Annotated in this window: 19 protein-coding genes; 12 read left to right on the forward strand and 7 right to left on the reverse strand. The window is 65.1% G+C overall.

Features of this window, described 5'->3' with window-relative positions; translation table 11 throughout:
* Positions 1 to 28: 28 nt before the first annotated feature.
* The 9 genes from FNA67_RS06900 (at position 29) to FNA67_RS06940 (ending at position 9,789) form a co-directional block, all read left to right on the forward strand.
* A complete protein-coding gene (locus FNA67_RS06900) occupies positions 29 to 1,036 on the forward strand; it encodes a fumarylacetoacetate hydrolase family protein (protein ID WP_147655505.1) in 1,008 nt (335 codons plus the stop codon).
* A 186-nt stretch (positions 1,037 to 1,222) separates the two neighbouring features.
* Entirely contained in the window at positions 1,223 to 2,608 is a 1,386-nt protein-coding gene (cysS, locus tag FNA67_RS06905) for a cysteine--tRNA ligase (protein ID WP_147655506.1), read from the forward strand.
* A 52-nt stretch (positions 2,609 to 2,660) separates the two neighbouring features.
* A complete protein-coding gene (locus FNA67_RS06910) occupies positions 2,661 to 3,035 on the forward strand; it encodes a VOC family protein (RefSeq protein WP_049707887.1) in 375 nt (124 codons plus the stop codon).
* On the forward strand, positions 3,022 to 3,492 hold the full coding sequence (locus FNA67_RS06915) for a GFA family protein (RefSeq protein ID WP_147655507.1): 471 nt from the start codon (positions 3,022 to 3,024) through the stop codon (positions 3,490 to 3,492). The genes FNA67_RS06910 and FNA67_RS06915 overlap by 14 nt, the downstream gene beginning before the upstream one ends.
* The gene (locus FNA67_RS06920) at positions 3,489 to 3,962 is read left to right on the forward strand and encodes a GFA family protein (protein ID WP_147655508.1); all 474 of its coding nucleotides are present in this window, start codon (positions 3,489 to 3,491) and stop codon (positions 3,960 to 3,962) included. The genes FNA67_RS06915 and FNA67_RS06920 overlap by 4 nt, the downstream gene beginning before the upstream one ends.
* Before the next feature lie 6 nt (positions 3,963 to 3,968).
* Entirely contained in the window at positions 3,969 to 5,570 is a 1,602-nt protein-coding gene (gene cimA / locus FNA67_RS06925) for a citramalate synthase (protein WP_147655509.1), read from the forward strand.
* 52 nt (positions 5,571 to 5,622) lie between these two features.
* The gene (locus tag FNA67_RS06930) at positions 5,623 to 7,431 is read left to right on the forward strand and encodes a LysM peptidoglycan-binding domain-containing protein (protein WP_147655510.1); all 1,809 of its coding nucleotides are present in this window, start codon (positions 5,623 to 5,625) and stop codon (positions 7,429 to 7,431) included.
* Positions 7,432 to 7,552: 121 nt separating this feature from the next.
* Positions 7,553 to 7,879, forward strand: a complete 327-nt coding sequence (locus FNA67_RS06935) for an ArsR/SmtB family transcription factor (RefSeq protein WP_049704502.1) — start codon at positions 7,553 to 7,555, stop codon at positions 7,877 to 7,879.
* Positions 7,879 to 9,789 (forward strand): ABCB family ABC transporter ATP-binding protein/permease, encoded by a 1,911-nt coding sequence (locus FNA67_RS06940; RefSeq protein WP_049704503.1) that lies wholly within the window; start codon positions 7,879 to 7,881, stop codon positions 9,787 to 9,789. The genes FNA67_RS06935 and FNA67_RS06940 overlap by 1 nt, the downstream gene beginning before the upstream one ends.
* Before the next feature lie 168 nt (positions 9,790 to 9,957).
* On the opposite strand, the gene FNA67_RS06945 is transcribed toward FNA67_RS06940, so the two are convergent.
* From FNA67_RS06945 to FNA67_RS06975, 7 genes are all read right to left on the reverse strand, one after another.
* Positions 9,958 to 10,887, reverse strand: coding sequence for a DMT family transporter (locus FNA67_RS06945; RefSeq protein WP_147655511.1), 930 nt, complete (start codon positions 10,885 to 10,887; stop codon positions 9,958 to 9,960).
* A 152-nt stretch (positions 10,888 to 11,039) separates the two neighbouring features.
* Positions 11,040 to 14,354 (reverse strand): efflux RND transporter permease subunit, encoded by a 3,315-nt coding sequence (locus FNA67_RS06950; RefSeq protein ID WP_049704505.1) that lies wholly within the window; start codon positions 14,352 to 14,354, stop codon positions 11,040 to 11,042.
* A gap of 2 nt (positions 14,355 to 14,356) precedes the next feature.
* Positions 14,357 to 15,565 (reverse strand): efflux RND transporter periplasmic adaptor subunit, encoded by a 1,209-nt coding sequence (locus tag FNA67_RS06955; protein WP_049704506.1) that lies wholly within the window; start codon positions 15,563 to 15,565, stop codon positions 14,357 to 14,359.
* Between the two features lie 17 nt (positions 15,566 to 15,582).
* Entirely contained in the window at positions 15,583 to 16,137 is a 555-nt protein-coding gene (locus tag FNA67_RS06960) for a PadR family transcriptional regulator (protein WP_053167741.1), read from the reverse strand.
* Between the two features lie 178 nt (positions 16,138 to 16,315).
* The gene (gene cysQ, locus FNA67_RS06965) at positions 16,316 to 17,134 is read right to left on the reverse strand and encodes a 3'(2'),5'-bisphosphate nucleotidase CysQ (RefSeq protein WP_147655512.1); all 819 of its coding nucleotides are present in this window, start codon (positions 17,132 to 17,134) and stop codon (positions 16,316 to 16,318) included.
* Positions 17,135 to 17,137: 3 nt separating this feature from the next.
* Complete coding sequence (nadC, locus tag FNA67_RS06970) at positions 17,138 to 18,010, reverse strand: carboxylating nicotinate-nucleotide diphosphorylase (protein ID WP_147655513.1); 873 nt, start codon at positions 18,008 to 18,010, stop codon at positions 17,138 to 17,140.
* Positions 18,011 to 18,091: 81 nt separating this feature from the next.
* Positions 18,092 to 19,111 (reverse strand): LacI family DNA-binding transcriptional regulator, encoded by a 1,020-nt coding sequence (locus tag FNA67_RS06975; protein WP_244616512.1) that lies wholly within the window; start codon positions 19,109 to 19,111, stop codon positions 18,092 to 18,094.
* A gap of 163 nt (positions 19,112 to 19,274) precedes the next feature.
* On the opposite strand from FNA67_RS06975, the gene FNA67_RS06980 reads away from it, so the two are divergent.
* The 3 genes from FNA67_RS06980 (at position 19,275) to FNA67_RS06990 (ending at position 24,738) form a co-directional block, all read left to right on the forward strand.
* Positions 19,275 to 22,061 carry a glycoside hydrolase family 2 protein gene (locus FNA67_RS06980; RefSeq protein ID WP_147655514.1) on the forward strand — a complete coding sequence of 929 codons (2,787 nt, stop codon included), beginning with the start codon at positions 19,275 to 19,277 and terminating at the stop codon, positions 22,059 to 22,061.
* Between the two features lie 200 nt (positions 22,062 to 22,261).
* The gene (locus FNA67_RS06985; protein WP_147655515.1) at positions 22,262 to 23,347 is read left to right on the forward strand and encodes an ABC transporter ATP-binding protein; all 1,086 of its coding nucleotides are present in this window, start codon (positions 22,262 to 22,264) and stop codon (positions 23,345 to 23,347) included.
* Between the two features lie 110 nt (positions 23,348 to 23,457).
* A complete protein-coding gene (locus FNA67_RS06990) occupies positions 23,458 to 24,738 on the forward strand; it encodes an ABC transporter substrate-binding protein (RefSeq protein WP_049704511.1) in 1,281 nt (426 codons plus the stop codon).
* Positions 24,739 to 24,785: the final 47 nt, after the last annotated feature.

A 24,785-nucleotide genomic window follows, 5' to 3' on the forward strand; every position in this document is an offset into this window, starting at 1 on the left:
TCACCTCAAAGCGCCGAGAAGTCCCCGCATGAAGCTCGCAACACTCCGCAACGGCCGACCCGATGGGCAGCTCGTCGTCGTCTCGGGTGACCTCACCCGCTGCGTCTCTGCGGGCAAGATAGCGCCTCACCTGCAGGCGGCGCTGGACACCTGGGAGACCAGCGCTCCCGCGCTTGCCGAGCTGAGCCGCGCCCTCAATTCAGGCGCGATCGCCGCGCAAGCCTTCGACCCCGGCCTGGCGCTTGCGCCGCTGCCGCGCGCCTATTCCTGGATCGACGGGTCGGGCTACCTCAGCCACCTCGAACGCGTGCGCACGCTCGCGGGCAGCAAGGATGCCGAGCTGCAATCGGCCCGCCCGCTGCTCTATCAGGGCGGTTCCGATTCGCTGCTGGGTGCCACCGAACCTATCCTCGTCAGCGACGATAGCCTGGCGGTGGATTTCGAGGCCGAGATTGCGGTTATCACCGGACCGGTCCTCATGCGCGCCACCCGCGCGGAAGCCGCCGCCGAGATTCGCCTCATCACGGTGTGCAACGACGTCTCGCTGCGCCGGCTCGTGGCCGACGACCTGCAGAACGGTTTCGGCTTCTTCCACTCCAAGCCTTCCACCGCCTTCGGGCCGGTTGTCGCCACCCCCGATGAGTTCGGCACAGCCTGGCACGACAACAAGCTCCACCTCAAGCTGCGCGTCACGGTCAACGACGCTTTCTTCGGCCAGCCCGACGCCGGTGTCGACATGCATTTCGACTTTGCCGACCTCATCGCCGCGGCCAGCGAAACGCGCCGCCTGATCGCCGGCACCATCGTCGGCTCCGGCACGGTCACCAACCGTCACGATGAAGTGCCCCCGATCAAGCGCGACGGCATCGGCTTTTCCTGCATCGCCGAGGCGCGCGCGGTCGAAAAGCTCAAATACGGCAAGGCGCGCACCCCGTTCCTCAAGGAGGGCGATCGCGTGACCATCGCGATTGTCGATTCCGCCGGAACCCCGGTGGTCGGCAGCATCGACCAGCGCGTGGCTCTCTACCAACGTTGAAACAGCTTGATTTCCGCTCCGTTCGGGGTCAAACATGCGCGCCATGAAAACCGTCAACGCAATCTGCATTATCGACTGCATTATTATCCGCTAACCCATCGGGCGCGGCGCGGTTTTCTTCACCTAAAATCCTGACTACCGAAGAGTCCGCGCCCGCGTGAAATCCGTTCTGTGGCAGGAATACTCATGGCTTCGGCTCAAGACACTCGACTGCGCCTCTACAATACGCTCACCCGCTCCAAGCAGGACTTCGTCCCGCTCGATCCGGACAATGTGCGCATGTACGTGTGCGGCCCGACGGTCTACGACTTTGCCCATATCGGCAATGCCCGCCCTGTCATCGTCTTCGACGTGCTGTTCCGCCTGTTGCGCCATGTCTATGGCGCCGAACACGTGACCTACGTGCGTAACATCACGGACGTGGACGACAAGATCAATGCCCGTGCCGCGCGTGACTTCCCGGGCCTGCCGCTCAACGAGGCCATCCGCAAGGTCACCGAAAAGACCGCCGCCCAGTACCAGGCCGATACCGCCGCCCTGGGCGCGCTCGAGCCGACAGTGCAGCCGCGCGCCACAGAAAACATCGATGAGATGCAGGCTCTTATCAAGGCGCTGATCGAACGCAGCCACGCCTACGAGGCCAAGGGCGAAGTGCTGTTCGCCGTCGATTCCATGCCTGACTACGGCCAGCTCTCAGGTCGCAATCTCGAGGACCAGCTCGCCGGCGCCCGCGTGGCGGTGGAAAGCCACAAGCGCAATCCGGCCGACTTCGTGCTCTGGAAGCAGTCCTCGAGCGAGGAACCCGGCTGGCAGAGCCCCTGGGGGCGCGGCCGCCCGGGCTGGCACATCGAGTGCTCGGCCATGAGCGAGCGCTACCTCGGGCGCACCTTCGACATTCACGGGGGCGGGCTCGACCTCATCTTCCCGCACCACGAGAACGAGATCGCTCAGTCCCGTTGCGCCCACGGCAGCCACGCGATGGCCAATGTCTGGATGCACAACGGCTTCGTGCAGGTGGAAGGCCAGAAGATGTCCAAGAGCCTGGGCAACTTCGTCACCATCCACGACCTGCTCGACACCGAAATGTTCGGCGGTCGAAAATGGCCCGGTGAGGTGCTGCGCCTAGCCATGCTCATGACCCATTATCGCGAGCCCATCGATTTCTCCCTGGCGCGGCTCGAGGAAGCCACCCAGCTCCTCGAGAAATGGGAGCGCTTCGCCAAGGGACACACGCCGGCTGCCGATATCGACCCCGAAGCCCTCGCGGCGCTGGCCGACGATCTCGATACCCCCGGAGCGATCCGGCGCCTGCACCGGCTCATCGTCGATGATGGCCAGCCCGCCGCCGGTCTCGCCATTGCCGACCTGCTCGGCATCAAGGTTCTGCGCGAAACCGTGGTCGACGCCGGCACGGAAGCCCTCGTTGCCGCGCGCCTCGCCGCGCTCAACGGCAAGGACTTCGCCGAGGCCGACCGCATCCGCGCCGAACTGGCCGGGCAGGGCGTTCAACTGATGGACTACAAGGACGCCGAAACCGGCGAACGCCGCACGCGCTGGGAAGTCAAGCGATGACCCTGCGCCACCCCACCTTCGTTCCTCCTCGGGATCTCCTGCCATGAGCGCCATCATCGACCATGTCGGCCTGTCGGCAACCGACTTCGATAAGTCCAAGGCCTTCTATACCGAGGCCCTTGGGACGCTCGGGATCAAGCTGCTTGCCGACTGGACTTTCGGGGACAGACGCATCGCCGGGTACGGCGTGGATCGCGCCACCTTCTGGCTGCACTCGGGCAAGCAGGTTCGCGGCGACGCCCATCTTGCCTTCCGGGCGCGCAGCCATGCCGAGGTCAATGCCTTCTATTCGGTAGCCCTGTCGATGGGCGGCACCGACAACGGCGCTCCCGGGCCGCGCCCGCACTACCACGCCAATTACTACGGCGCCTTCGTGCTGGATCCGGACGGGCACAACATCGAGGCTGTCTGCCATGACCCCGAGTGAAAGCCTGACCGGCGGCTGCCAATGCGGCGCGGTGCGCTTTCGCGCCGGCCGGCTCGGTCGTCCGTCCATTTGCCACTGCCGCATGTGCCAGAAGGCCTTCGGCAGTTTCTTCGGGCCGTTGGCGACAGCCTATGACGTCGTCTGGACCCGGGGCGAACCCAAGCGCTTCCGCAGCTCCAACAAGGTGCAGCGCGGCTTCTGCGCCGACTGCGGCACCCCGCTGACCTATGAGGTCGATGGCGAGCCGACCGTCGAACTGGCGATCGGCGCCTTCGATCATCCCGAGGTTGCCGCCCCCCTCATCCAGGTGAACCACGCCGACAAGCTGCCGTTCTTCGACGGGCTGGCCGCGTTGCCGGTCCATCGCCGCGCCCCCGAGGCTGAGGCCTTCTACACCGACATCGTCAGCTTTCAGCATCCGGATCACGATACCCACCGCGAAGGGGACAAGCCATGAGCGAAAGCTTTTCGGGCGGCTGCCAGTGCGGCGCCGTGCGCTTCCGCGTCGAGGGGCCCGTCCACCACGCCTCGATCTGCAACTGCCGCATGTGCCAGAAGGCCTTCGGCAACCTGATGGCGCCCTTTGCGAGCTTCAAGTCCCCGGTCGAGTGGACACGTGGCAAGCCCACGCTCTTCCGTAGCTCGCAGGCCGTGCAGCGCGGCTTCTGCAACAAGTGCGGCACCCCGCTGACCTATCAGGTCGGGGACGGCAATCCCGCGCTTGCCATCGGCGCCTTCGACCGGGTCAACGAGATCGTCCCGACCATCGAATTCGCGCGCGAAAACCGCCACCCTGTGATGGACAACCTCGATACCCTGACGCCCGAGGACCTCGGCTCGACCGACGAGGAGCGCAACATGCTGGCGATCCTCAAGTCCTTCCAGCATCCCGACCGCGACACCGACAACTGGCAGCCCCAGGGCTGAAGCTTGATGACCAAAGAACGCCTCTACCTCTTCGACACCACCCTGCGCGATGGCGCCCAGACGGCCGGCATCGAATTCTCGCTCGAGGACAAGATTTCGGTCACCGCACTCCTTGAGGATCTTGGTGTCGACTACATCGAGGGCGGCTATCCGGGCGCCAACGTTGTGGACACAGAGTTCTTCTCCCAGAAGCGTACGCGCCGGGCCACCTTCACCGCCTTCGGCATGACCAAGCGGGCGGGGCGCTCGGTGGGTAACGATCCGGGCGTGCAGGCTCTGCTCGACAGCCGTGCCGATGCCACCTGCTTCGTCGCCAAGGCCTGGGACCAGCAGGTCGTGCTCGCGCTCGGCATCACGCCCGAGGAAAACCTCGCGGCGCTGGCCGAGACCATCAAGGCCGGCGTAGAGGCGGGCAAGGAAGTTCTCGTCGATGCCGAACATTTCTTCGACGGCTACAAGTCCAATCCCGGCTACGCCGCCAGTTTCGTCGAGACGGCGCTGCAGGCCGGCGCCCGCTGGGTCGTCCTGTGCGACACCAATGGCGGCACCATGCCGTTCGAGATCGAGGACATCGTGCGCGCGCTCCCCGTCGACCACGCGCGTCTCGGCATCCACGCACACGATGACACCGGCCAGGCCGTCGCCAACACGCTGGCGGCCGTGCGCGCCGGCGTTCGCCACATCCAGGGCACGCTCAACGGCATCGGCGAGCGCTGCGGCAACGCCAACCTGATGACCATCATCCCCACCCTGGCGCTCAAGCCCGGCTTTGCCGACCGGTTCGAGATCGGCATCGACGCGGCGCGCCTGCACGACATCACCCGCATCTCCCGCACGTTTGACGAATTGTTGAACCGCGCCCCCAGCCGCCAGGCGCCCTATGTCGGCTCGTCCGCCTTCGCCACCAAGGCCGGCATCCACGCCTCCGCCCTGGCCAAGGACCCCTCGACCTACGAGCACGTGCCGCCCGAAAGCGTCGGCAACGAGCGTTCGGTGATGGTGTCCCAGCAGGCCGGCAAGTCCAACCTTCTCATCACGCTCAAGCGCCACGGCATCGAACTGGCCAAGGACGACCCGCGGCTCGATACGCTCCTGCGGCACGTCAAGGAGCGCGAGGCACGCGGCTATTCCTACGACGGCGCCGACGCCTCCTTCGTGCTCCTGGCGCGCAAGACCTTGGGAATGCTGCCCGAATTCTTCGATGTCGAGAATTACCGCACCAGCGTCGAGCGTCGCCACAACGCCCGTGGCGAGCAGATCGCGGTCACCGAGGCGGTGGTCAAGATCCGGGTGGGCGATGACCTGCTGATGTCCGTCGCGGAAGGCAACGGCCCCATCAATGCGCTCGACCTCGCGCTGCGCAAGGATCTGGGCAAGTATTCCGACCAGATCGGGGACCTCGAACTGGTCGACTTCAAGGTCCGTATTCTGGACGGCGGCACGGGCGCGGTCACCCGTGTACTGGTCGAAAGCAGGGATGGCACCGGGGAGCGCTGGTATACTGTCGGGGTGTCCCCCAACATCATTGATGCCTCATTTGAGGCGTTATATGAGTCAATCACCTATAAACTGTTGAAAACCGAGGCACCGGCCCAGATTCCGGCGTAATCGGACTTTCGCGACAACCCGGTTTGTAGGCGCATTTGCGTCTGCGAACCCCTTGGAGGCTAAACTGGCCGAGACCGCCCCGAAACGTCCCCTTGCCGTCACCGTCGGTGCGGCAGTCGCCACGTTGGTCATTATTGCGGGGGTACTGACAGGCCCCACGATCCTGACCTGTTCCGGCAGTCCCGAAGGTTTTGGCGCCTGCTTCTCCGGTAAGCTCTCCGATATCGGCATCCTGCCCAAGCCGGCTCCGGTCGCTGTGGCAGAGACGACCCCGCCTGCGGCGGACACCGCGCAGACGGCCGTCCCTCCGACGACCGAGACACCCGACACGGGCCTGCCAGCCAACATTCCCGACATCATCACCCCGACCTTCGGCCTGCTGCGTGCCGAGCCCGATGGCTCGGTCGTCATCGCCGGTAGCGGTAAGCCGGGCACGGAAGTGGAAGTGTTCTCCAATGACGCTCCGATCGGCAAGGCCAAGGTCGAGCCGAGCGGGGACTGGGTTCTCGTGCCCGAAAAGCCGCTGCCCGATGGCGGCGTTGAACTGACCGTCGGCGAAGCCGGTGGCAAGGATCGCTCGAGCCAGTCCTTCGTGGTGGTCATCGATCCGGAGCACAAGAACGAACCTCTGGTCGTGGCCAGCGCCCCGGGCAAGGCCAGCGAAGTGCTCCAGGGCCTCGCCAAGGCCGGCAGCGAGCCGTCCATGCAGGTGGCCAATGCCGAAACGCCGGCGCCGGCCCATCCGGTCGCCAGCGAAACCGCCGGCAACTCCACCGCGCCCTCCGCTTTCAACAGGCCGGAAGCGGCCCCGGCCCAGCAGCCGACGACCGAGCAGCCCGCTGCGGGCCAGCCGGCAGCCGATCAGCCTGCCGTTGCCGCCGAACCGGCGCCGTCCACCGATAGCGCCGCGACGCCGGCCGCCACGCCTGTTGAGGCCAGCCAGCCTGATGCGCCCGCGACGGTCGCAGCGGCAACGCCGCAGGCGCCTGCGACCGATCAGCCCACTCCCGAGGCGACCGTTCCTGCCGCCGCAGAAACTCAGGTTGCCAAGGCCGAGGAGCCCGCTGCCGCCGCGACGCCCGAACCCGGTGCCGTCGCCGCCGTGGCCCCGAGCATCGATGCCATCGAGATCGATGGGAACCGCAACTTCTTCGCCGGTGCCGGGCCGGATGGCGCCACGGTACGCCTCTATGTCGATGACCGCTTCATTGCCGATAGCCTCGTGCGCGGCGGCCGCTGGCTGGTCGAGACCACCGAAAACGTGCTGAGCAAGTCGGCCCAGATCGTGCGCGTCGACGTCCTGCGCCCGGGCACGTCCGAGGTTGTATCGCGCGCCGAGGTCAATTTCGAAGTGCAACTGCCCAATGCTCCCGAAGCGCCGGTCGCCGTAGCCGAGGCCCAGCCGCCCGCGACTGCAACTCCGGCCGCGCCCGCGGCGGACGCCCAGGACTCCACGAGCGTTGCAGCGCCCGCCGATCAATCTGCGGCTGCCGCTTCGTCGTCCAGCGATGCTGAACCGGCCACCGAGGCGGCAGCGCCGACCGAAACCGCGGCTGCCGCTCCCGGCACCGAAACCGCGCCGGCCGAAACGGCTCCTGCCCAGGTCGCCGAGACCCCGGCGCAGTCCGATATCCCCACCATGATCGGCGTGGCCGTCGGCAACGATCCGGAGGGTCAGCGCTTTGCCTCGGGCAGGGCGATCATCCGCTCGGGCGATAACCTGTGGACCATTGCCCGCCGCGTCTACGGCAAAGGCATCAAGTACACCACGATCTATGAGGCCAACGTCACCCAGATCCGCGATCCGGACCTGATCTACCCGGGCCAGGTCTTTGACCTGCCCGACGACAAACAGCCCTAGTTCCGACGTTTCGATCCTGTTCAAGGCCCCGCATGTGCGGGGCCTTTCGCTTTGGAAATCGTCCAGTTTGGTATAGTTCTAACTTGCGAACCCCGAAGCCTTCTTCTATCGTAATTTAACGATGAAAAATCCGATCATGCAGGACGACGATCTGGCCGCCATGTTGCGCGCGCTGGGACACCCGGTGCGGCTATCGATCTTGCGCATTCTCAGTGCGCAGAACGATTGCTGCTGCACCGACGTAACCCAGTGCCTGCCGCTGGCGCAGTCGACGGTGTCCCAGCACATCAAGGTGCTGCTCGATGCCGGCCTGATCGAACGCCAGGCCAAGGGTACGCGGAACTGCTATTCGCTCCGCACCGACCGGCTTGACGCAGTCAACACCGCCTGCGGCGGCCTTCTGGCCACACTGACGCAGGCCCCGCAACGGTTACCGGAAGCGGTTTGATGTCTTCTCCAGAAATGTCTCGCAAGAAGCCCCGGGTCAGCGCCGAGGAGGGCTCGCTGCTCTCCACTGTCCGCAATCTGTGGGGATACATGTGGCCCGCCGGCCGCCCCGACCTCAAGATGCGCGTGGTGCTCGCCATTGGCGCGCTGCTGGTGTCCAAGGTCGCCACCACGCTCGCGCCCTTTGCCTACAAGGGCATCATCGATGCCCTCGGGCAGACGGGCGGCAACCAAGCGCTCATCATGGGCCTGGCGGTTCCCATCGTGCTGGTCATCGCCTACGGCATCGCCAACATCGTCGACGCCGGCTTCCAGCAATTGCGCGACGTGCTCTTTGCCAGCGTCGGCCAGAACGCGGTGCGTACGCTGGCCTTCCAGACCTTCAACCACCTCCACCGCCTCTCGCTCCGCTTCCACCTGCAGCGGCGCACGGGTGGGCTCTCCCGTGTCATCGAGCGCGGCACCAAGGGCATCGAAACCATCGTCCGCTTCACCATGCTCAACACGGCCCCGACACTGGTCGAGTTCGTGATCGTGGGCGTGGTCTTCATATCGATCTTCGGCATCAGCTACCTGGGCGTGCTGATCGTCACCATCTGGCTCTATCTGTGGTTCACCATCAAGGCGAGCAACTGGCGCATTGCCATCCGCCGCGACATGAACAACTCCGATACCGACGCCAACTCCAAGGCGATCGACAGCCTGCTCAACTTCGAGACGGTCAAATATTTCAACAACGAAGACCTCGAGGCGCGCCGCTTCGATGCTTCGATGGCGACCTACGAGCGCTCGGCCATCCGCATCTGGAACTCGCTGGGCGTCCTCAACTTCGGCCAGGCGGTGATCTTCTATGTCGGCCTCACCATCATGGCCGCCATGTCCATTGTCGGCGTGCTCAACGGGCGCCTCACCATGGGCGATTTCGTGCTGCTCAACACCTTCCTGATGCAGATCTACCGGCCGCTCAACATGATCGGCTTCGTCTATCGCGAAATCCGGCAGGGGCTGACCGACATCGAAGAGATGTTCAAGCTGCTCGACCAGGATCCGGAAATCGTCGACAAGCCTGATGCCCGTCCGCTCGCGATCACCGGTCCGGTGATCCGGTTCGATGATGTGCACTTCCAGTACGACCACGACCGCCCGATCCTGAAGGGCGTGAGCTTCGAGGTTCCCGCCGGCAAGACCATCGCCGTCGTCGGCCCTTCGGGCGCCGGCAAGTCGACCATTTCGCGCCTGCTCTACCGCTTCTACGACGTCTCGAGCGGGGCCGTGACCATCGATGGGCAGGACGTGCGCGACATCACGCAGAATTCGCTGCGCTCGGCCATCGGCATGGTGCCGCAGGACACGGTGCTCTTTAACGACACCATCGCCTACAACATCCGCTACGGCCGGCCCGACGCTACCGACGAGGAAGTGCGCCAGGCCGCCCGCATGGCCCAGATCGGCGAGTTCATCGAATCCCTGCCGCGCGGCTACGACACGCCGGTCGGCGAACGCGGACTCAAGCTCTCCGGCGGCGAGAAGCAGCGCGTCGCCATCGCCCGCACCATCCTCAAGGCACCCCCGATCCTTGTGCTGGACGAGGCGACTTCGGCCCTCGACACCAAGACCGAGCGCGACATCCAGTCGGCCCTCGACGCGGTCTCCAAGAACCGTACCACCGTCGTCATCGCCCACCGGCTCTCCACGGTCATCAATGCCGACGAGATCATCGTGCTGCGCGACGGCCAGATCGCCGAACGCGGGCGCCATCCGGACCTGCTGATGCGCGATGGCCTCTACGCCCAGATGTGGAACCGCCAGCGCGAGGCCACCGAAGCCGAAGAACACCTGCGCGCCGTTCAGGCCGACAAGGAAGGCTTCCTCGGGCGCCCCGCCAGCACCGAGAACGAGCCCGCAGAATAAGCGGGCTCGGCCCTCGCGGATAGCGGGGATGGATGCGTCCGTGCCTGGACCCTGGCCTTCGCCGGGAAGAGGATGTAGGAATCAAGGTGCTATGGCGTACCTGATCCCTCTTCCCCGGCAACGGCAGGGGTCCAGAAAGCCACGTGCTCTGAACTGCCTCAGCCGCGGCTAACCCTCTACTACCGCCTTGCGCGCGAAAAACTCACCGCCATTGACGATCACGATCCCGGCCAGCACGAGCAGGGCGCCGATGGCGAAGCTTGCATCGACAGGATCGTGCAGCACGATCACCGCGCTCGCCACCCCGAAGAGCGGGGTCATGAACGAGAGGATGCCAAGCCGCGTCGCCAGGTAACGCTTGAGCAGCCAGAACCAGATGAGGAAGGTGGCCAGCGTCACTACGATCGACTGGAAGCCCAGGCTCAACAGTGCCGTCTGCGTGAACTCCACATGGGTGGCACCGGTGACCAGCGCGACGATGAGCATCAGGATCGCCGCCACCGCGACCTGATAGAACAGCGTCTTGGCGGCCGGGGCCTCCGAGATGCTGCTGGTGCGGATGACCACCGTAGTCAGCCCCCACGACGCGCCCCCGAGGAGCGCAAGGAAATCGCCCAGCAGCACGTTGCTCGCCGCGCCGCCGGCCGCGCCATTGCCTGCAAAGGCAATGCCCACGCCGACGAACGCCACCAGCACGCCCAGCCACTGCATGCGCGACATGCGCTCGTCCGGCAGCCGCAGGTGCAGGCCCAGCGCCGCCCAGATTGGGGACGTATAGACGAACACCGAGACGTGCGAGGCATAGGTGAAGTTGAGCGCCCAGGCGATGAACAGGAACTCCATCGCAAAGAGGATGCCGATGCCGATCCCCGGCACGAGCGAGCCGTCGCGGAACTGCGCCAGCCCGTTCTTCCAGACCAGGTAAACGCCCAGCACCACGGCGGTGAACCCCGAGCGGATGGCGATCTGCATCACCGTCGTCACGTCCGGCGCCGCCAGCTTGATCGCGACCTGCTGGAAGCCCCAGCAGATGCATAGAACGAGCATGATGCCGAACGCAGTGGCGTCGAGCGGGCGACGGGCGGCTTTGGTTTCCATGGGAGGGACTCGGGAGTTAGTCGATGCGGCCCGCACCTTGATGGTCGCGGCGGGGCAGGGCAACCGCTATTTTCGCCGCGCGGCCGCAGGAAACGCGAAGGGGCCCGCATTTCTGCGGACCCCTTGCTTGTCTTCGTCGGTACGGCTCTGCCTTACTCGGCGGCGTCCTGGCGGGAAACCACCGTCACGCCGTTCTTTTCCGTTTCGACCAGGCCGTTGCCATCGGTACGGATGTACTTCTTGGCGCTGTCCGCGTCCGCCGGGATCTCGACCGAAAGACCCTCGGGGGTCGCAGCGGTCTGGCTGCGGCGGAAGGGCTTGGTGATCGCCGAGAACAGCCATCCGAACTGGTGCTTGATCACGTACGGGGCCGTGATCATGGTCGGAACCATGATCAGGGTCAGGGCCGTCGAGAAGAACAGGCCCGAAACCAGCGCCGCCGACAGGTGCACGAACCACGAGCCGGCAAGGCCGCCCACCACGATCTCGCGGCGGATGAAGTCGAACTCGATATTGAGCGCCATCGGGATCACGCCCAGCGCCGTCACCGTCGCCGTCAGCAGCACCGGACGCACGCGCTGTGCGGCGGTGAGCAGCATGGCCTTGATCGGCTCGACGTCGTCGTCACGGCGGTAGTGGTTATAGGTGTCGATCAGCACGATGCCGTTCTTCACCACGATACCCGCCAGGGCGACGATGCCCAGGCCCGTCATGATGGCCGAGAAGCTCATCCCCGTGACCAGCATGCCGAGCAGCACGCCCGCCAGGGACATGATGACCGTCGAGAGGGTCACCAGCACCTGGTAGAAGCTGTTGTACTCGAGCAGCAGCACGAAGAAGATCAGGAACATGGCCATGCCGAACGCCTGCACGATGAAGGCATTGGTGTCGTCCACCTGTTCGGCCGAACCGCCATAGGCGATGGTCACGGTCGAGGGCCAGGTCTGCGTGGCCTGCCAGGCCTGCAGTTCCTTGACCTTGGCGTCGGTCGCCACGCCCGGCTCCAGGTTGGCCGCCACGTTCATCACGTAGACGCCGTTCCGGCGCTGGATGTTGGCCACCTTCGGCACGGCCTTGCGCTCGATGAAGTTGGACACCGGCACCAGGCCCGAACTGGTCATGATGCGCAGGCCGTCGAGCGTATCGAACGTCCGCTCGTCCTGCGGCAGGCGAACACGGATGTCGAGTTCGTCGGTCGCATCGTCCGGGCGATAGGTGCCCAGCTTCACGCCCGAGGTCACGAGCTGCACGTAGGGCGAGAGCTCGCGCACGCCGATGCCGTACTTGGCCGCTTCCGCACGGTCGATGGTGACTTCCCAGTCGATGCCGGGTGACGGGCGGCCGTCTTCCACGTCGATCGTCTGTCCGAGGTCGTTCTCGATATAGTCGCGCAGCTTGGCGACGGCCGGAGCCAGGTCGGCATAGTTGGTGCTCTCAACGCGCAGGTTGATCGCCTTGCCGGCCGGCGGACCGTTTTCCTGGGCCGCGATCTGGACTTGCAGACCCGGGATGTCCTTGGTGCGCTCGCGGATATTGGCGAAGATTTCCTCGGCCTTGACGCGGTCGTTCCAGGGCAGGAGCTGCAGGTTGAACTGGCCGATCGTATCCGGCGGAGCGCTCGAACCCATCATGTTGGCGCCCGAACCGGCGAACGTCATGATCGAGTCCTGGATGCCCGGCACCTGCAGGATCTGGTCTTCCACTTCCACCAGCAGGTCGCGGATCTCGACCGGCGAGTAGTTGCCGCGGGCAATGACGTTCACCGTGCCGTATTCGGGCTCGGACGCCGGGAAGGCCTCCACGCCCGTCGGGTGGGTCATGTAGAGCCCGAAGATCAGCGCAATGATGCCCAGCCCCACGGGCAGGGTGATCAGCGGGTAATGCAGCAGCACCGAAAGCGCCCGCACGTAATGGCCCGAGAAGCCCTTGACCTTCTTGAGGTCGAACTTGTCCGGGTACATCACGATGTCGGCGGCTTCCTTCTCATCCTCATCGATATGCGCGCGGGCGATGATGCCGCCGATCACGGGCATGAAGATGAGAGCCGACACCAGCGAGGCCACCATGACCACGATCACGATGATCGGCAGGTAGCTCATGAACTTGCCGATGATACCCGGCCAGAAGAGCAGGGGGATGAACGCGCCCAGCGTCGTGAAGGTGGCCGAAACCACCGGCACGAACATCTTGCGCGCCGCCATGATGAAGGCTTCCTTCTTGTCGTAGCCTTCGGCCAGCTTTCGTTCGGCGTATTCCACGACCACGATCGGGTCGTCCACGAGCACGCCCACCGCCAGCACCAGGCCGAACATGATCATCATGTTGACGGTCATGCCCATGATCTGGACGACGAGGAAGGCGATCATGAACGAGATCGGGATCGACGTACCGATCATGATGGCCGGACGGATGCCAAGGGTCGCCACGCAGGTGATCATCACCAGCGCAACGGCGGTCAGCACGGCGGCTTCAAGCGAACGGTAGAGGCTCTTGGTCGAGTCGGCCTGGTCCACCAGGAACGAGTGCTCGATGCCATCGGGCCAGTCCTTGGTGAACTCGGTGGTGACCCGGCGGGTCTCGTCCGAGATCGAGATGACGTTGGTGCCAAGCTTCTTGACCACGCCCAGGGTAATGGCTGGCTGGCCGTCCACATGGGCGTATTCGGTCGCGTCCTTGAAGGTGCGCTGGATGGTGGCCACGTCGCCGAACGTCACGACAGTGTTGCCGTCGGTCTTGAGCGGCAGCGAATAGACGTCGGCGGCGTTGGTGATCAGACCCGGCACGTCCACGTTGAACGAACCCTTGCCCGTGTCGAGCGTGCCGCCCGGCACCACCATGTTGTTCTTGGCCAGCGCGTCCATCAGCTGCGCCGCGGTCAGGCCATAGGCCTCCAGGCGGTTGGTGTCGATGGTCACGGCCAGCATTTCGTCGCGGGCGCCCGAGATCGAGACGCTCTGGACGTCCGGAATTTCCTCGAGCTTCTTCTTGAGGTCCTTGGCCTTCTCGACCAGGGCGCGCTCCGGCACGTTGCCGTAGACGGCCACCGAGATCGAGGGCATGCCCGAGAACGAAATCTCGGTCACCGTCGGGGTGGTCGCATCGGCCGGCAGGTCGCCGGTCACGCCGTCGAGCTTGGCGCGGATATCGGAGAGCGCCTTGTCCTTGTCGGCGTTGACGTCGAATTCCAGGAACACCGAGGCGTGGCCGGTCGTGGAGGTGGACGTGTAGTTCTTCAGCCCGTCCAGGTCCTTGATGCGGTCTTCGATCGGCTTGGCGAGCAGGCGCTCGGCGTCGTAGGGGGAAACGCCAGTCTGGCTGACGGAAACATAGAAGTAAGGAATGTCGATTGCCGGGAAGCTTTCCTTGGGCAGCGACGTATAGGCGCCGAAGCCTGCGATCATGAGCAGAGCCATGATCGTCAGGACGACGCGCGGCATCCGAAGGATGCGTTCAATGAAATCAAGCATGATTAAGCCCCATCAGCCTTGCTGGCGTTCACGGTCTGCCCGGCCTGGACGAACTCCTGGCCGACAGTGATGACGTCCAGCGTCGCGGGCAGGCCCGTGACCAGAACGCCTTCGCGCGTATCGCTAATGATGGTGACCGGGTAGAAGGTCACCTTGCTATTCTCGACGGCGCGGACCCCGAGGGTGCCTTCGTCGTCGAGGGTCAGCACAGACTGCGGGAGCAGTTGAGCCGTGGCGGTGCCGAGGTTCACGGTCGCGCTCGCGGTGAGCCCGGCCTGGAGCGAACCATCGGCGTTGGGAATCTCGATTTCGATCGGGAACGAACGGGTGGCCGAGTCAGCGACCGAGGCGATGTAGGTCACCTTGCCCTCAGCCGTCCTGCCGGTCACCGTGGTGATCGTGGCGGGCAGGCCGAGGCGGGCGTAGCCGATCCGGGCTTCCGGCACGTTGCCGGTAAACAGGATCGGGTCCATCTGCACGATCGTGGCGCAGGGCGAACCGGCAGCCAGCATCGAGCCGACGGCGGTCATCGGGTCCTGGACGATGCCATCGCTCTTGGCGCGGATCTCGGTGCGGTCGAGTTCGGCCTTGGCCTGGTCGACAGCCGCCTGTGCTGCCTTGAGGGAAGCTTCGACCGTCACGACGCTATTGGAGGCCGCAGCGCCCTTGTTCACCAGCGCCTGGGTGCTGTTGTAGGCCGTCTGGGCCTGGGCGAGGGAGGCTTCCGCCTGGGCCACCGCCGCCTGGCGGGTACCCTGGTCGAGCGTGCAGAGCAGGTCGCCGGTCTTGACCGACTGGCCTTTCTTGACCGCGACGCTTGCCACGATGCCGGTGGTTTCGGCCGAAGCGGTCACGGTTTCCTTGGCCTTCGTCTGGCCGCGAAGCGGAACTTCGATCGGCATTTCCTTGGCGGTGAAGGTTTCAATGCGCACCGAACGTGCCGGGGCGGACTCGCCCTGGGTTTCGGCCTGGCGCTGAGCGATCGTCAGGTGAGGATCGACGTCGGTGTGAGTTTCCGATTCCGACAGGACCCCGGAATTCTCGAGGGCGGTCTTGACCGGCCCTTCCTTGTTACCGTCGACCAGTTCGACGATGTGACGCTCGCCATTGCCCGGACCCTGGCCGCCCTGAATGAGCGTCCCGGTCGCCAGCCACGCACCCGCGGCAACGACGATCAGGAAGGCAACGCCATAAGAAAAGAATGCACGCATAATCTAAAAAACCCCCGCTATTCTGCCGCTTCTGCGGCCTCGGTGTCGGGGCGCGCCATCGCGATTAGCTCGCGCATATGGGAAGCCATATGCTGCTGCGCAACCTCCATCACCGACAATCCGTAACGAACCACCCAGGCGTCTGCGGCGCTGAGCGGTTGATGACCCTGGAGGACGTCCTCCAGCTTTTTCTTGCCCTCGGCCATCTTGTCCATCTGCTCGTGCAGCCGCGCTTCCACGAGGCTTGCCGGCAGCAGGTGCGCGTAGCGCGCAAACAAGAGGAACGGAGAACGGTAGACGTCTTCGCCCAGCGGCTCGAACAGCGAGGCGACGAACGCCCGCCGGCCGGCTTCCGTGATGGCGTAGATCTTTTTCGCCGGCTTGCCGTCCTGCGGCTCCACGCGGCTGGTGACGAGCCCTTCGGCTTCCATTTTGGCAAGCGCCGGGTAGATCGAGCCGAAGCTCGCTTCCACGAAATAGGCGCATTCGCCTTCCACCGTCATCCGGCGAATCTCGTATCCCGTCGCTTCGCCCTCATAGAGGATCGAGAGGCAGACCGTCCTGACATTCATGTTAGTTGGTCTCCGGCGAACCCTATGCTCGCCAAATATATGGCGGCCGTATATATGCCGGGCCGGCATATGGCAAGCAGCGAGATCGTTTGGGGACGCGACCGGTTAACGCGGCATTAGAACGAAAGGCGACTGGCCGCGGATCAAAGGCGTTTACACACAACGCCTTACCTAAAGCTTAGACCTGGTGCGGCAAAGTCTCTACTTCCCGCATTTGCATGGCTGCCCTGCGTGCAAGGTCTAGGCTGCTGGCCGCCACGAAGAACGGATTGAGGAAGTCGTTCGCCGCTTTCCCGTAGCGAAGCGGCTCGCCATCGAGGGTGATCACCACCCCGCCCGCCGCCTCGAGCACCGCTTGCCCCGCCGCCGTATCCCACTCGCAGGTCGGGGTAAAGCGCGGATAGAGCTGGGCGTCGCCCCTGGCCAGGAGGCAGAACTTGAGCGAGGAGCCGACCGAGACATCGCTCTCGACCTTGAGTGTTTCGACCAGGCTCGCCAGCGCCTTGTGCCCGTGCGATCGGCTGGCGACGACGCGCATCGGCGCGGCGCAATCCACCCGGATGCTGCGGCGCTCGGTCTGCCCGCCCACGCCATGGCAGGAAAAGGCCCCCTCGGGCCCGCCGCAGAAGCACTCGCCGGTGGCCGGTGCCAGCACCACGCCCATTATCGGCCGGCCATGTTCGACCAGCGCGATGTTCACCGTGAACTCGCCGTTGCGCTTGATGAATTCCTTGGTCCCGTCGAGCGGATCGACCACGAAGAAGCGCTCGCCCAGCGCCGGTATCCGCCCGGCAGCGACGCTTTCCTCGGCCAGCACCGGAATGCCGGTCGGCGCCAGCATCTGGAGGATCACGGCTTCAGCTGCCGCGTCCGCCTCGGTGACCGGCGAGCCGTCCGACTTCGCCTCGGCCTCGAACGGGCGTCCATAGACGTCCATGATGACCTTGGCGGCCGCCATCGAAGCATCCAGCATCAGGTCGAGCATCTTGGTGGTCATGGACTAGTTGCCGATTTCGATATCGAGGCCCAGGTCGAGCGGCTTTGCCGACATGGTGATCTGGCTGGTGGAGATGAAGTCGACGCCCGTTGCCGCGATGGCCTTGAGCCGGTCGAGCTTGACGCCGCCCGAAGCCTCCAGCACCGCGCGTCCGGCGGTCAGTTCCACCGCCTTGCGCAAGGTCGCGTCGTCCATGTTGTCGAGCAGCACGATCCGCGCCCCGGCTTCGAGCGCTTCTTCGAGCTGGGCCAGGGTCTCGACCTCGATCTCGATCGCGACCAGATGCCCGGCGAAGGCGCGCGCCGCTTTGAAGGCTTGCGTCACCCCGCCTGCCACCGCGATGTGGTTATCCTTGATGAGGATGGCATCATCGAGCGCGTAGCGATGATTGGCGCCGCCGCCGCAGCGCACCGCATACTTTTCGAAAGCCCGCAGCCCGGGCGTGGTCTTGCGCGTGTCGCAGATGCGCGTCTTCGTGCCGTCAACCTCGCGCGCGTACTGGCGCGTCAGGGTGGCGATACCACTCAGGTGGTTGAGGAAATTGAGCGCCACGCGCTCGGCCATCATCACCAGCCGGGCATTGCCCCAGACGCGGCCGACGACCGTGCCTCGTTCGACCGCATCGCCATCGGCGACGGCAGGCTCGAATGTCAGCCCGTCCCCGATCAGCCGGAACGCCGCGGCGGGGAACGCAAGTCCGGCGATCACGCCCGCTTCGCGCGATGCCAGCACCGCCGAAGCCGTCGCCTGGGGCGGCAGCGTCGCCTGGCTGGTCAGGTCGCCGGCAAGCCCCAGATCCTCTTCGAGCGCGGCCATTACCGCCTTTTCGACGAGCGGCCTGGGCAGCTCTGCCACCGGTGTGGTCACAATATGCATCTTCGCCCTCCCGGCGCTTGGCGACGGTTTACGCGGGCTCGCGCGGGCTTGCAAGGATGGCAAGGAGGCCGGCTTGCCGCATCAGCCCCGGGGCGGCGGGGCGATGGAGCCCCGGGCCACCAGCGGGCATTCCATCTTGATCTTCTTCACGCTCGTGTCGCCCGCCTGGCGGTCGAGCAGGGCGCTCACCGCCCAGCGCGCCATTTCGTCATGCGGTAGCAGGACCGTCGACAGCGGCGGCTGCGCGTAGGTCGCCAGATCTTCGTCGTCGAACCCCACCACCGAAATGTCGTCGGGAACGCGCAGGCCCTTCGCCTTGATCGCGTCATAGGCGCCGATGGCCATGCGGTCGTTAAAGCAGAAGATGGCCGTGGGCGGATTGGGCAGCTCGAGCAATCGCGCCGTCAGCTCGCGCCCGCCATTGACCGTCCAGCCGCCGGTCACGATCAGGTCCGGGTCCACCGCCACGTCCCAGGTGGTGAGTGCCTGCCGATAACCCTGCGCACGGCTCCTGGCGGCCTCGATCCACTGCTCCCCGGTCAGGTGCGCGATGCGCCGATGCCCGGCCTTGAGCAGGGCCTCGGTGGCCGCATGCCCACCGGCGACATCCCCCGGCACAACGGAGGGAAAACGTGTGCGCTTCTCGTAGCAGTTGAGCAGCACCGTTGAGAGTTCGCCCAGCCGTTCAGGCGGTTGGGCAAGCTGCGTCGTCACCAGCGTCGCATAGATCACCCCGATCGCCTTCTGCTGCACCAGCATGTCGAGCGCGGCGTTCTCGAGCTTGGGGTCGCCGCGCGTGCAGAAAGTCGCCAGCAGCACGTCCTGGAGCGCCGCCTCGTCGCGCGCGCCTTCGATGAAAGGCATCGCGAAGGGGGTCGTGCTCACCTCGTCGAGCAGCAATCCGATGACCGGAGACGCGTTCTCGGGCACCGCATGGCGCGGTCCCTTGCGATAGCCGAGTGCCTCGGCCGCTTCGAAGATTCTCTGCCGGGTCGCCTCTGCGACGCGGGCATTGGTCACGCCGTTGAGCACGAGCGACACCGTGGCCTGCGAGACGCCTGCCCGGGCCGCCACGTCGATCATCGTCGCGCGTTTGCTCATATCTTCAACTGCTTGATCCGCCACCGCTGGTCGCTTCCTGCCACGTCGTGGCCTGGTTTGCCAAACTTATTTCCACTCCGCCCGTCGGGCCTGCTTGCCAAGGCGTGTTTCCTCGACTAGCGTTGCTAATAATATAACTAATAAGATTACCCAAGGGGGAGTCATGACCGTACGGGCAACCGTAACCGAGGCCGGCGCGCGCGCCGCTCTTTCGCTGGATGGCGCCTGGCGCTTCCGCATGGAGGGCGAGGAGAACTGGCGCTCCACCAACGTCCCGAACCCCTGGCAGGCCGAGTTTGCGGACCTGCGCCATTCGTTCGGCCGGGCGGTCTATGCCCGCGGCTTCACCATCCCGGCAGATTGGCAGGGCAGGGAAGTCGCCATCCGCTTCGGCGCGGTCAACTACGTCTGCGAGGTTTATCTCAACGGCAAGCTTCTCGGTTCGCACGAGGGCGGCTACCTGCCGTTCGAATTCGTCCTTCCCGCCGACGCGCTCGAAGCCGACAACGCGCTTGAAGTGCGCGTCGCCCTGCCCAGCGGCGACACTGCCGAATATCCGGACTATCCGTTCGGCGAAATTCCGCACGGCAAGCAGAGCTGGTACGGCCCGCTCGGCGGCATCTGGCAGTCGGTGACCCTGGAAGCGCGCGATCCTCGCCACCTCGTCCACGCCGCCCTCGACGCCGAACTCGCTACCGGCGCGGTCCGCGCGACACTCGAATTTTCAGCCGCCGCAAAGGGTGCGTTGGTCGAAGTCACCGTGACCGACCCCGACGGCGCCGAAGTCGTCTCGGCCTCGGGCGAGGCTGGTGCCGATATCTCCTTCGTCGTCCCCAACGTGGCGCCCTGGTCGCCCGAAGCTCCCAATCTCTATTCAGCCCAGGTCGATCTCAAGGCCGCCGACGGCGCGCTGCTCGACCGCACGCGCCACACCTTCGGCTTCCGCACCATCGAAACCCGCGACGGCAAGTTCTTCCTCAACGGCCAGCCGCTCTACCTTCGTGGCGCGCTCGACCAGGACTACTACCCCGAAGGCATCTGCACGCCGCCTTCGCTCGATTTCCTCGAGGATCAGGCGCGCAAGGCCAAGGAACTCGGCCTCAACCTGCTGCGCTGCCACATCAAGGTTCCCGATCCGCGCTATCATGAGGTGGCCGACCGCCTGGGCCTCCTGGTCTGGACCGAGATTCCGAACCTGCAGCACTTCTCCGAGCGCGGCGGCGAACGCCTGCGCGAGACCATGTCCGGTATCCTGCGCCGCGACGGCAATCATCCTTCGATCATCGCCTGGACCATCATCAACGAGGACTGGGGTACGCGCCTCGTCGAGAGCGCCGAGCACCGGCAATGGCTCAAGGACACCTATGACTGGCTCAAGGCCGAGGATCCTTCCCGCCTCGTGGTCGACAACTCGGCCTGCATCCCCAACTTCCACGTCAAGACCGACATCAACGACTACCACTATTACCGCTCGATCCCCGAGCGCCGCGCCGAGTGGGAGAAGCTGACCGAGGAATTCGCAGCCGGCGCCGACTGGACCTACAGCCCGCACGGCGATGCCGAGCGTCGCGGCGACGAGCCGCTCGTCGTTTCCGAGTTCGGCGTCTGGGGGCTCCCCAACCCGACCGAAATCCGTGACGCTTCCGGCAACGAGCCCTGGTGGACCGAGACCGGCGGCAACTGGGGCGATGGCGGCGCCTATCCCCACGGCATCGAAAACCGCTTCGCCACCTATCACCTGGGCAAGGTCTTCGGCTCGCTCGATGGCTTCATCGAAGCGGTGCAGTGGTACCAGTTCGACAATCTCAAGTACGAGATCGAGTCCATGCGCGCCCATGCGCCGATCGTGGGCTACGTCATCACCGAACTGACCGACGTGCATTGGGAGGCCAACGGCCTTCTCGATATGAACCGCAATCCGCGCGTGTTCCACGAACGCTTTGCCGAGATCAACGCCGACCTCGTCATCGTCCCGCAACTGGCGCACCACGCCGCCTATGCCGGCAGCGAAGTCGCCATAAGCCTCAAGATCGCGACGGGCGGCAGCTCCGTGCCCGCCGGCGCCAGTCTTTCCTGGTCGCTCGATGGCGGGGCATCTGGGGAAATCGCGGTTCCGCCCACCGGTGGCCTCGCCGTCGCCGATCTCGGCGTGCTCAAGGTGCAACTGCCGGCGGGCAGCGAAAATCGCATGGCCCGGGTCACTTTCTCCCTCCATGCAGGCGGGAAGGAACTCGCCGGCAACGAAATCGCCATCTCCGTCTACGCCCAGCGCTCGACTGCCGGTCTTCCCAGGGTCGCCACGAGCGATGCCGGTCTTGCCGCGCGGGCGACCGTTCTCGGCTACCAGGTCGTGGATGCTGCGAGCGCCGATGTCGTGCTCGCCCGCTCGCTTGCCGCCGCCGATATCCTGGCCATGCAGCAGGGCGCCCGCTACGTCGTCCTCGCCGATGGCAAGGCGCCCACCCATCGCAACCTGCGCTCGGATGTGGGCACGCGCGAGCCGCCCTTCATGCCCATCGTCGATGAGACGCCGGGCATGCCCATGGGCAGCGAAGCTCAGCTTCCCAATATCAACCTGGTGGAACGCCAGGGCACCATCTGGCGCGGCGACTGGATCGCCAATTTCAGTTGGATCAAGCGCCAGGGGGCCTTTGCCGACCTGCCGGGTGGCCCGCTGCTCGATGCCTCCTACGATCGCGTCGTGCCCTACCACGTCCTCACCGGCTTCCGCTCGTGGGAATACGAGGGGCTGGTCCACGCAGCCCTTGCTGTCGGCTATCTCAACAAGCCCGCCGCGCTCATCGCCCAGCGCTCGCTCGATCGCGGCGGCCTGGTGGCCACGACCTTCCGTTTGACCGAAGACGCCCCCGGCGCCGATCCCGTCGCTACCGCGCTTTTTGATGCAGTCATCAAAACGGCTGTGGGAATAGGCGCGAAACAAAAGCGCTGATGCAAGAAAATGACGCGATTTCAGCTAGATAGTATAAATATCAAACTATCGGGTTCGTATCGATTTTCGCGTTGACAAAGATGGTCCCTGCGATAGTTTGACCGCAGGGAACGAGGGCCGGTGCCAAACCGGCGAAGACCGGGAAAAACCGGTCGTGAGGAAGGTGGCCGACCTGGGAAGGGAGGCCGAGGGAGGAAAGCGTGGCCGATATCAGGCTCAAGAGCGTCAGCAAGCACTTCGGTGCCGTGCGCGTCATCGAGAATGTTTCGCTCAACATCGAATCTGGCGAGTTCATCGTCTTTCTCGGACCCTCGGGCTGCGGCAAGTCCACCTTGCTGCGCATGATCGCCGGGCTGGAGTCGGTCGATGGCGGTGAAATCTGGATCGGGGATCGCCGCGTCGACCAGCTGCCTCCCGCCCAGCGCGAAATCGCCATGGTGTTCCAGAACTACGCGCTCTACCCGCACATGACGGTCAAGGACAACATGTCCTTCGGCCTTCAGAACATCCGCATGCCCAAGCCCGAAATCGAGCAGCGCATCGCCAATGCCGCCAAGACGCTCGAGATCGACCACCTGCTCGAACGCCGCCCGGCGCAATTGTCCGGCGGCCAGCGCCAGCGCGTTGCCATCGGCCGCGCCATCGTGCGCGATCCCAAGGCCTTTCTGCTCGACGAGCCGCTGTCCAACCTCGATGCCGGGCTGCGCGTGCGCACCCGTGTCGAGCTGGCCCAGCTCCACCAGCGCATGCAGGCGACGATGATCTTCGTCACCCACGACCAGACCGAGGCCATGACCCTGGCGACCCGCATCGTCGTGCTCAACAACCGCAAGGTCGAGCAGATCGGCACGCCCATGGAGATCTACTCCCGGCCCGCCTCGCGCTTCGTGGCCAATTTCGTGGGTTCCCCGGCCATGAACTTCCTGCCGGTCACCCGCGTCACCGACCGGGAAGGCAAGGCGCTGGTCACCTTGCCCGATCAGTCCGAGGTCCAGACCCAGATCCCGACCAGCACTCTGCCCGGCGGCGACGGGCTGACCCTGGGCATCCGCGCCGAAGCGGTGCGCGTCCACGCCGATGGCGCCACCAAGGGCAAGTCGGACGTCATCGAGCGCCTGGGCGAGCGTACCCTCGCATACATCCGCCTGACCGATAACTCGACCATCATCGCCGAGGACGTGGGCAATAGCAGGCTGGCCGTCGGGGAGAGTGTCGGCCTGCGTCTGGATGGGGCCTCCGCGCATCTCTTCGATGCGCAGGACAAGGCCTACCACGCGGCCAACTGAGGAACACTCCCGGCGCTCCGGCAGCTCCAGCCGGGGGTCGGGGGAGGATCGGGAGATCCTGAAAGCTTGCCGAAAAGGCCTGGAGCGTTTTACCCAAAGGGAGGAATAACGTGAAGACTTTGATGAAGCTGGCCATGGTGACCACGGCGCTGATGACGATCAGCTCTGTCGTCCAGGCCAAGGAAACCGTGGTTTGGTGGGACTTCCTGGGCGGCGGCGACGGCGTCCGCATGAAGGCCCTGATCGACGAGTTCAACAAGGAAAACGGCGACAATATCGAAATCCAGGCCACCACCCTGGAATGGGGCACCCCCTTCTACACCAAGGCGCAGACCTCTGCCGCCGTTGGCGAAGGCCCGGACGTGATGACCTATCACATCTCGCGCCTGCCGCTTGGCGTTTCGACCAACACGCTTTCGGAAATCACCGCTGACGACCTCGCCAGCGTTGGCCTGAAGGCCGAGGACTATGCGCCCGCCAACTGGCAGGCCGCCCAGGTCGATGGCAAGCAATACGCCATCCCCTTCGATATCCACTCGATCATCCTCTACTACAACAAGGACAAGCTGAAGGCCGCTGGGCTCCTCGGCGATGACGGCCTGCCCAAGGGCCTGGATGGCGTGGACAACTTCAAGGCCGCGCTCCAGAAGCTCAAGGACGGCGGTTCCCAGTATGGCGTCTCCATCCACTCGGCCGCCGGCGACAGCCAGTGGCGTATCTTCTACTCGCTCCTGAATCAGCAGGACGGCAAGTTCTTCGCCGACGGCAAGTTCCTGGATGGCGACAACCTCGACAAGGCCGTCAAGGCCACGCAGGTCGTTGCTGACTGGGTGAAGGAAGGCCTTGCCCCCTCCAACACCGAGTATCCCGCGTCCATCGCGCTCTTCACCTCGGGTGAAGCCGCCATGCACATCAACGGCGTCTGGGAAGTCCCGACCTTCACCGACCTCGCTGCCAAGGGCCAGCTCGGTTTCGAATGGGGCGCGGTTGCCCTGCCGACCTTCTTCGATCACCCGGCTACCTGGGCTGACTCGCACTCCTTCGTCATTCCGAACAATGTCGGCAAGGACATGACCCCGGAAAAGCGCAAGGCCGTGATGGAAGTCATCGCCTGGATGAACAAGCACTCGCTCGCCTGGGCTGGCGCCGGTCACATCCCCGCCTACGGTCCGGTCCGCGACAGCGCCGAGTTCAAGGCCCTGCAGCCGAACGCCACCTACTCGGTGCTCGCTGACACCGCCGCGTTCGACCCGGTCTCGACCCTCGCCGGCGTTGCCTCGCCGGTCTATGACGCCGCTGGTAACTACATGGTGCCGGCGATCAACGGCGAGATGGACCCGCAGCAGGCAATCGAAGACCTGCGCGACGACCTGCAGGCTCAGGTCGAGTAACAATAAAGAGGAGCCGGCTGCCCAGCGGCCGGCTCTTCTGTCTTGGG

This window comes from Youhaiella tibetensis (assembly GCF_008000755.1).
GTDB classification, from domain to species: Bacteria; Pseudomonadota; Alphaproteobacteria; order Rhizobiales; family Devosiaceae; genus Paradevosia; species Paradevosia tibetensis.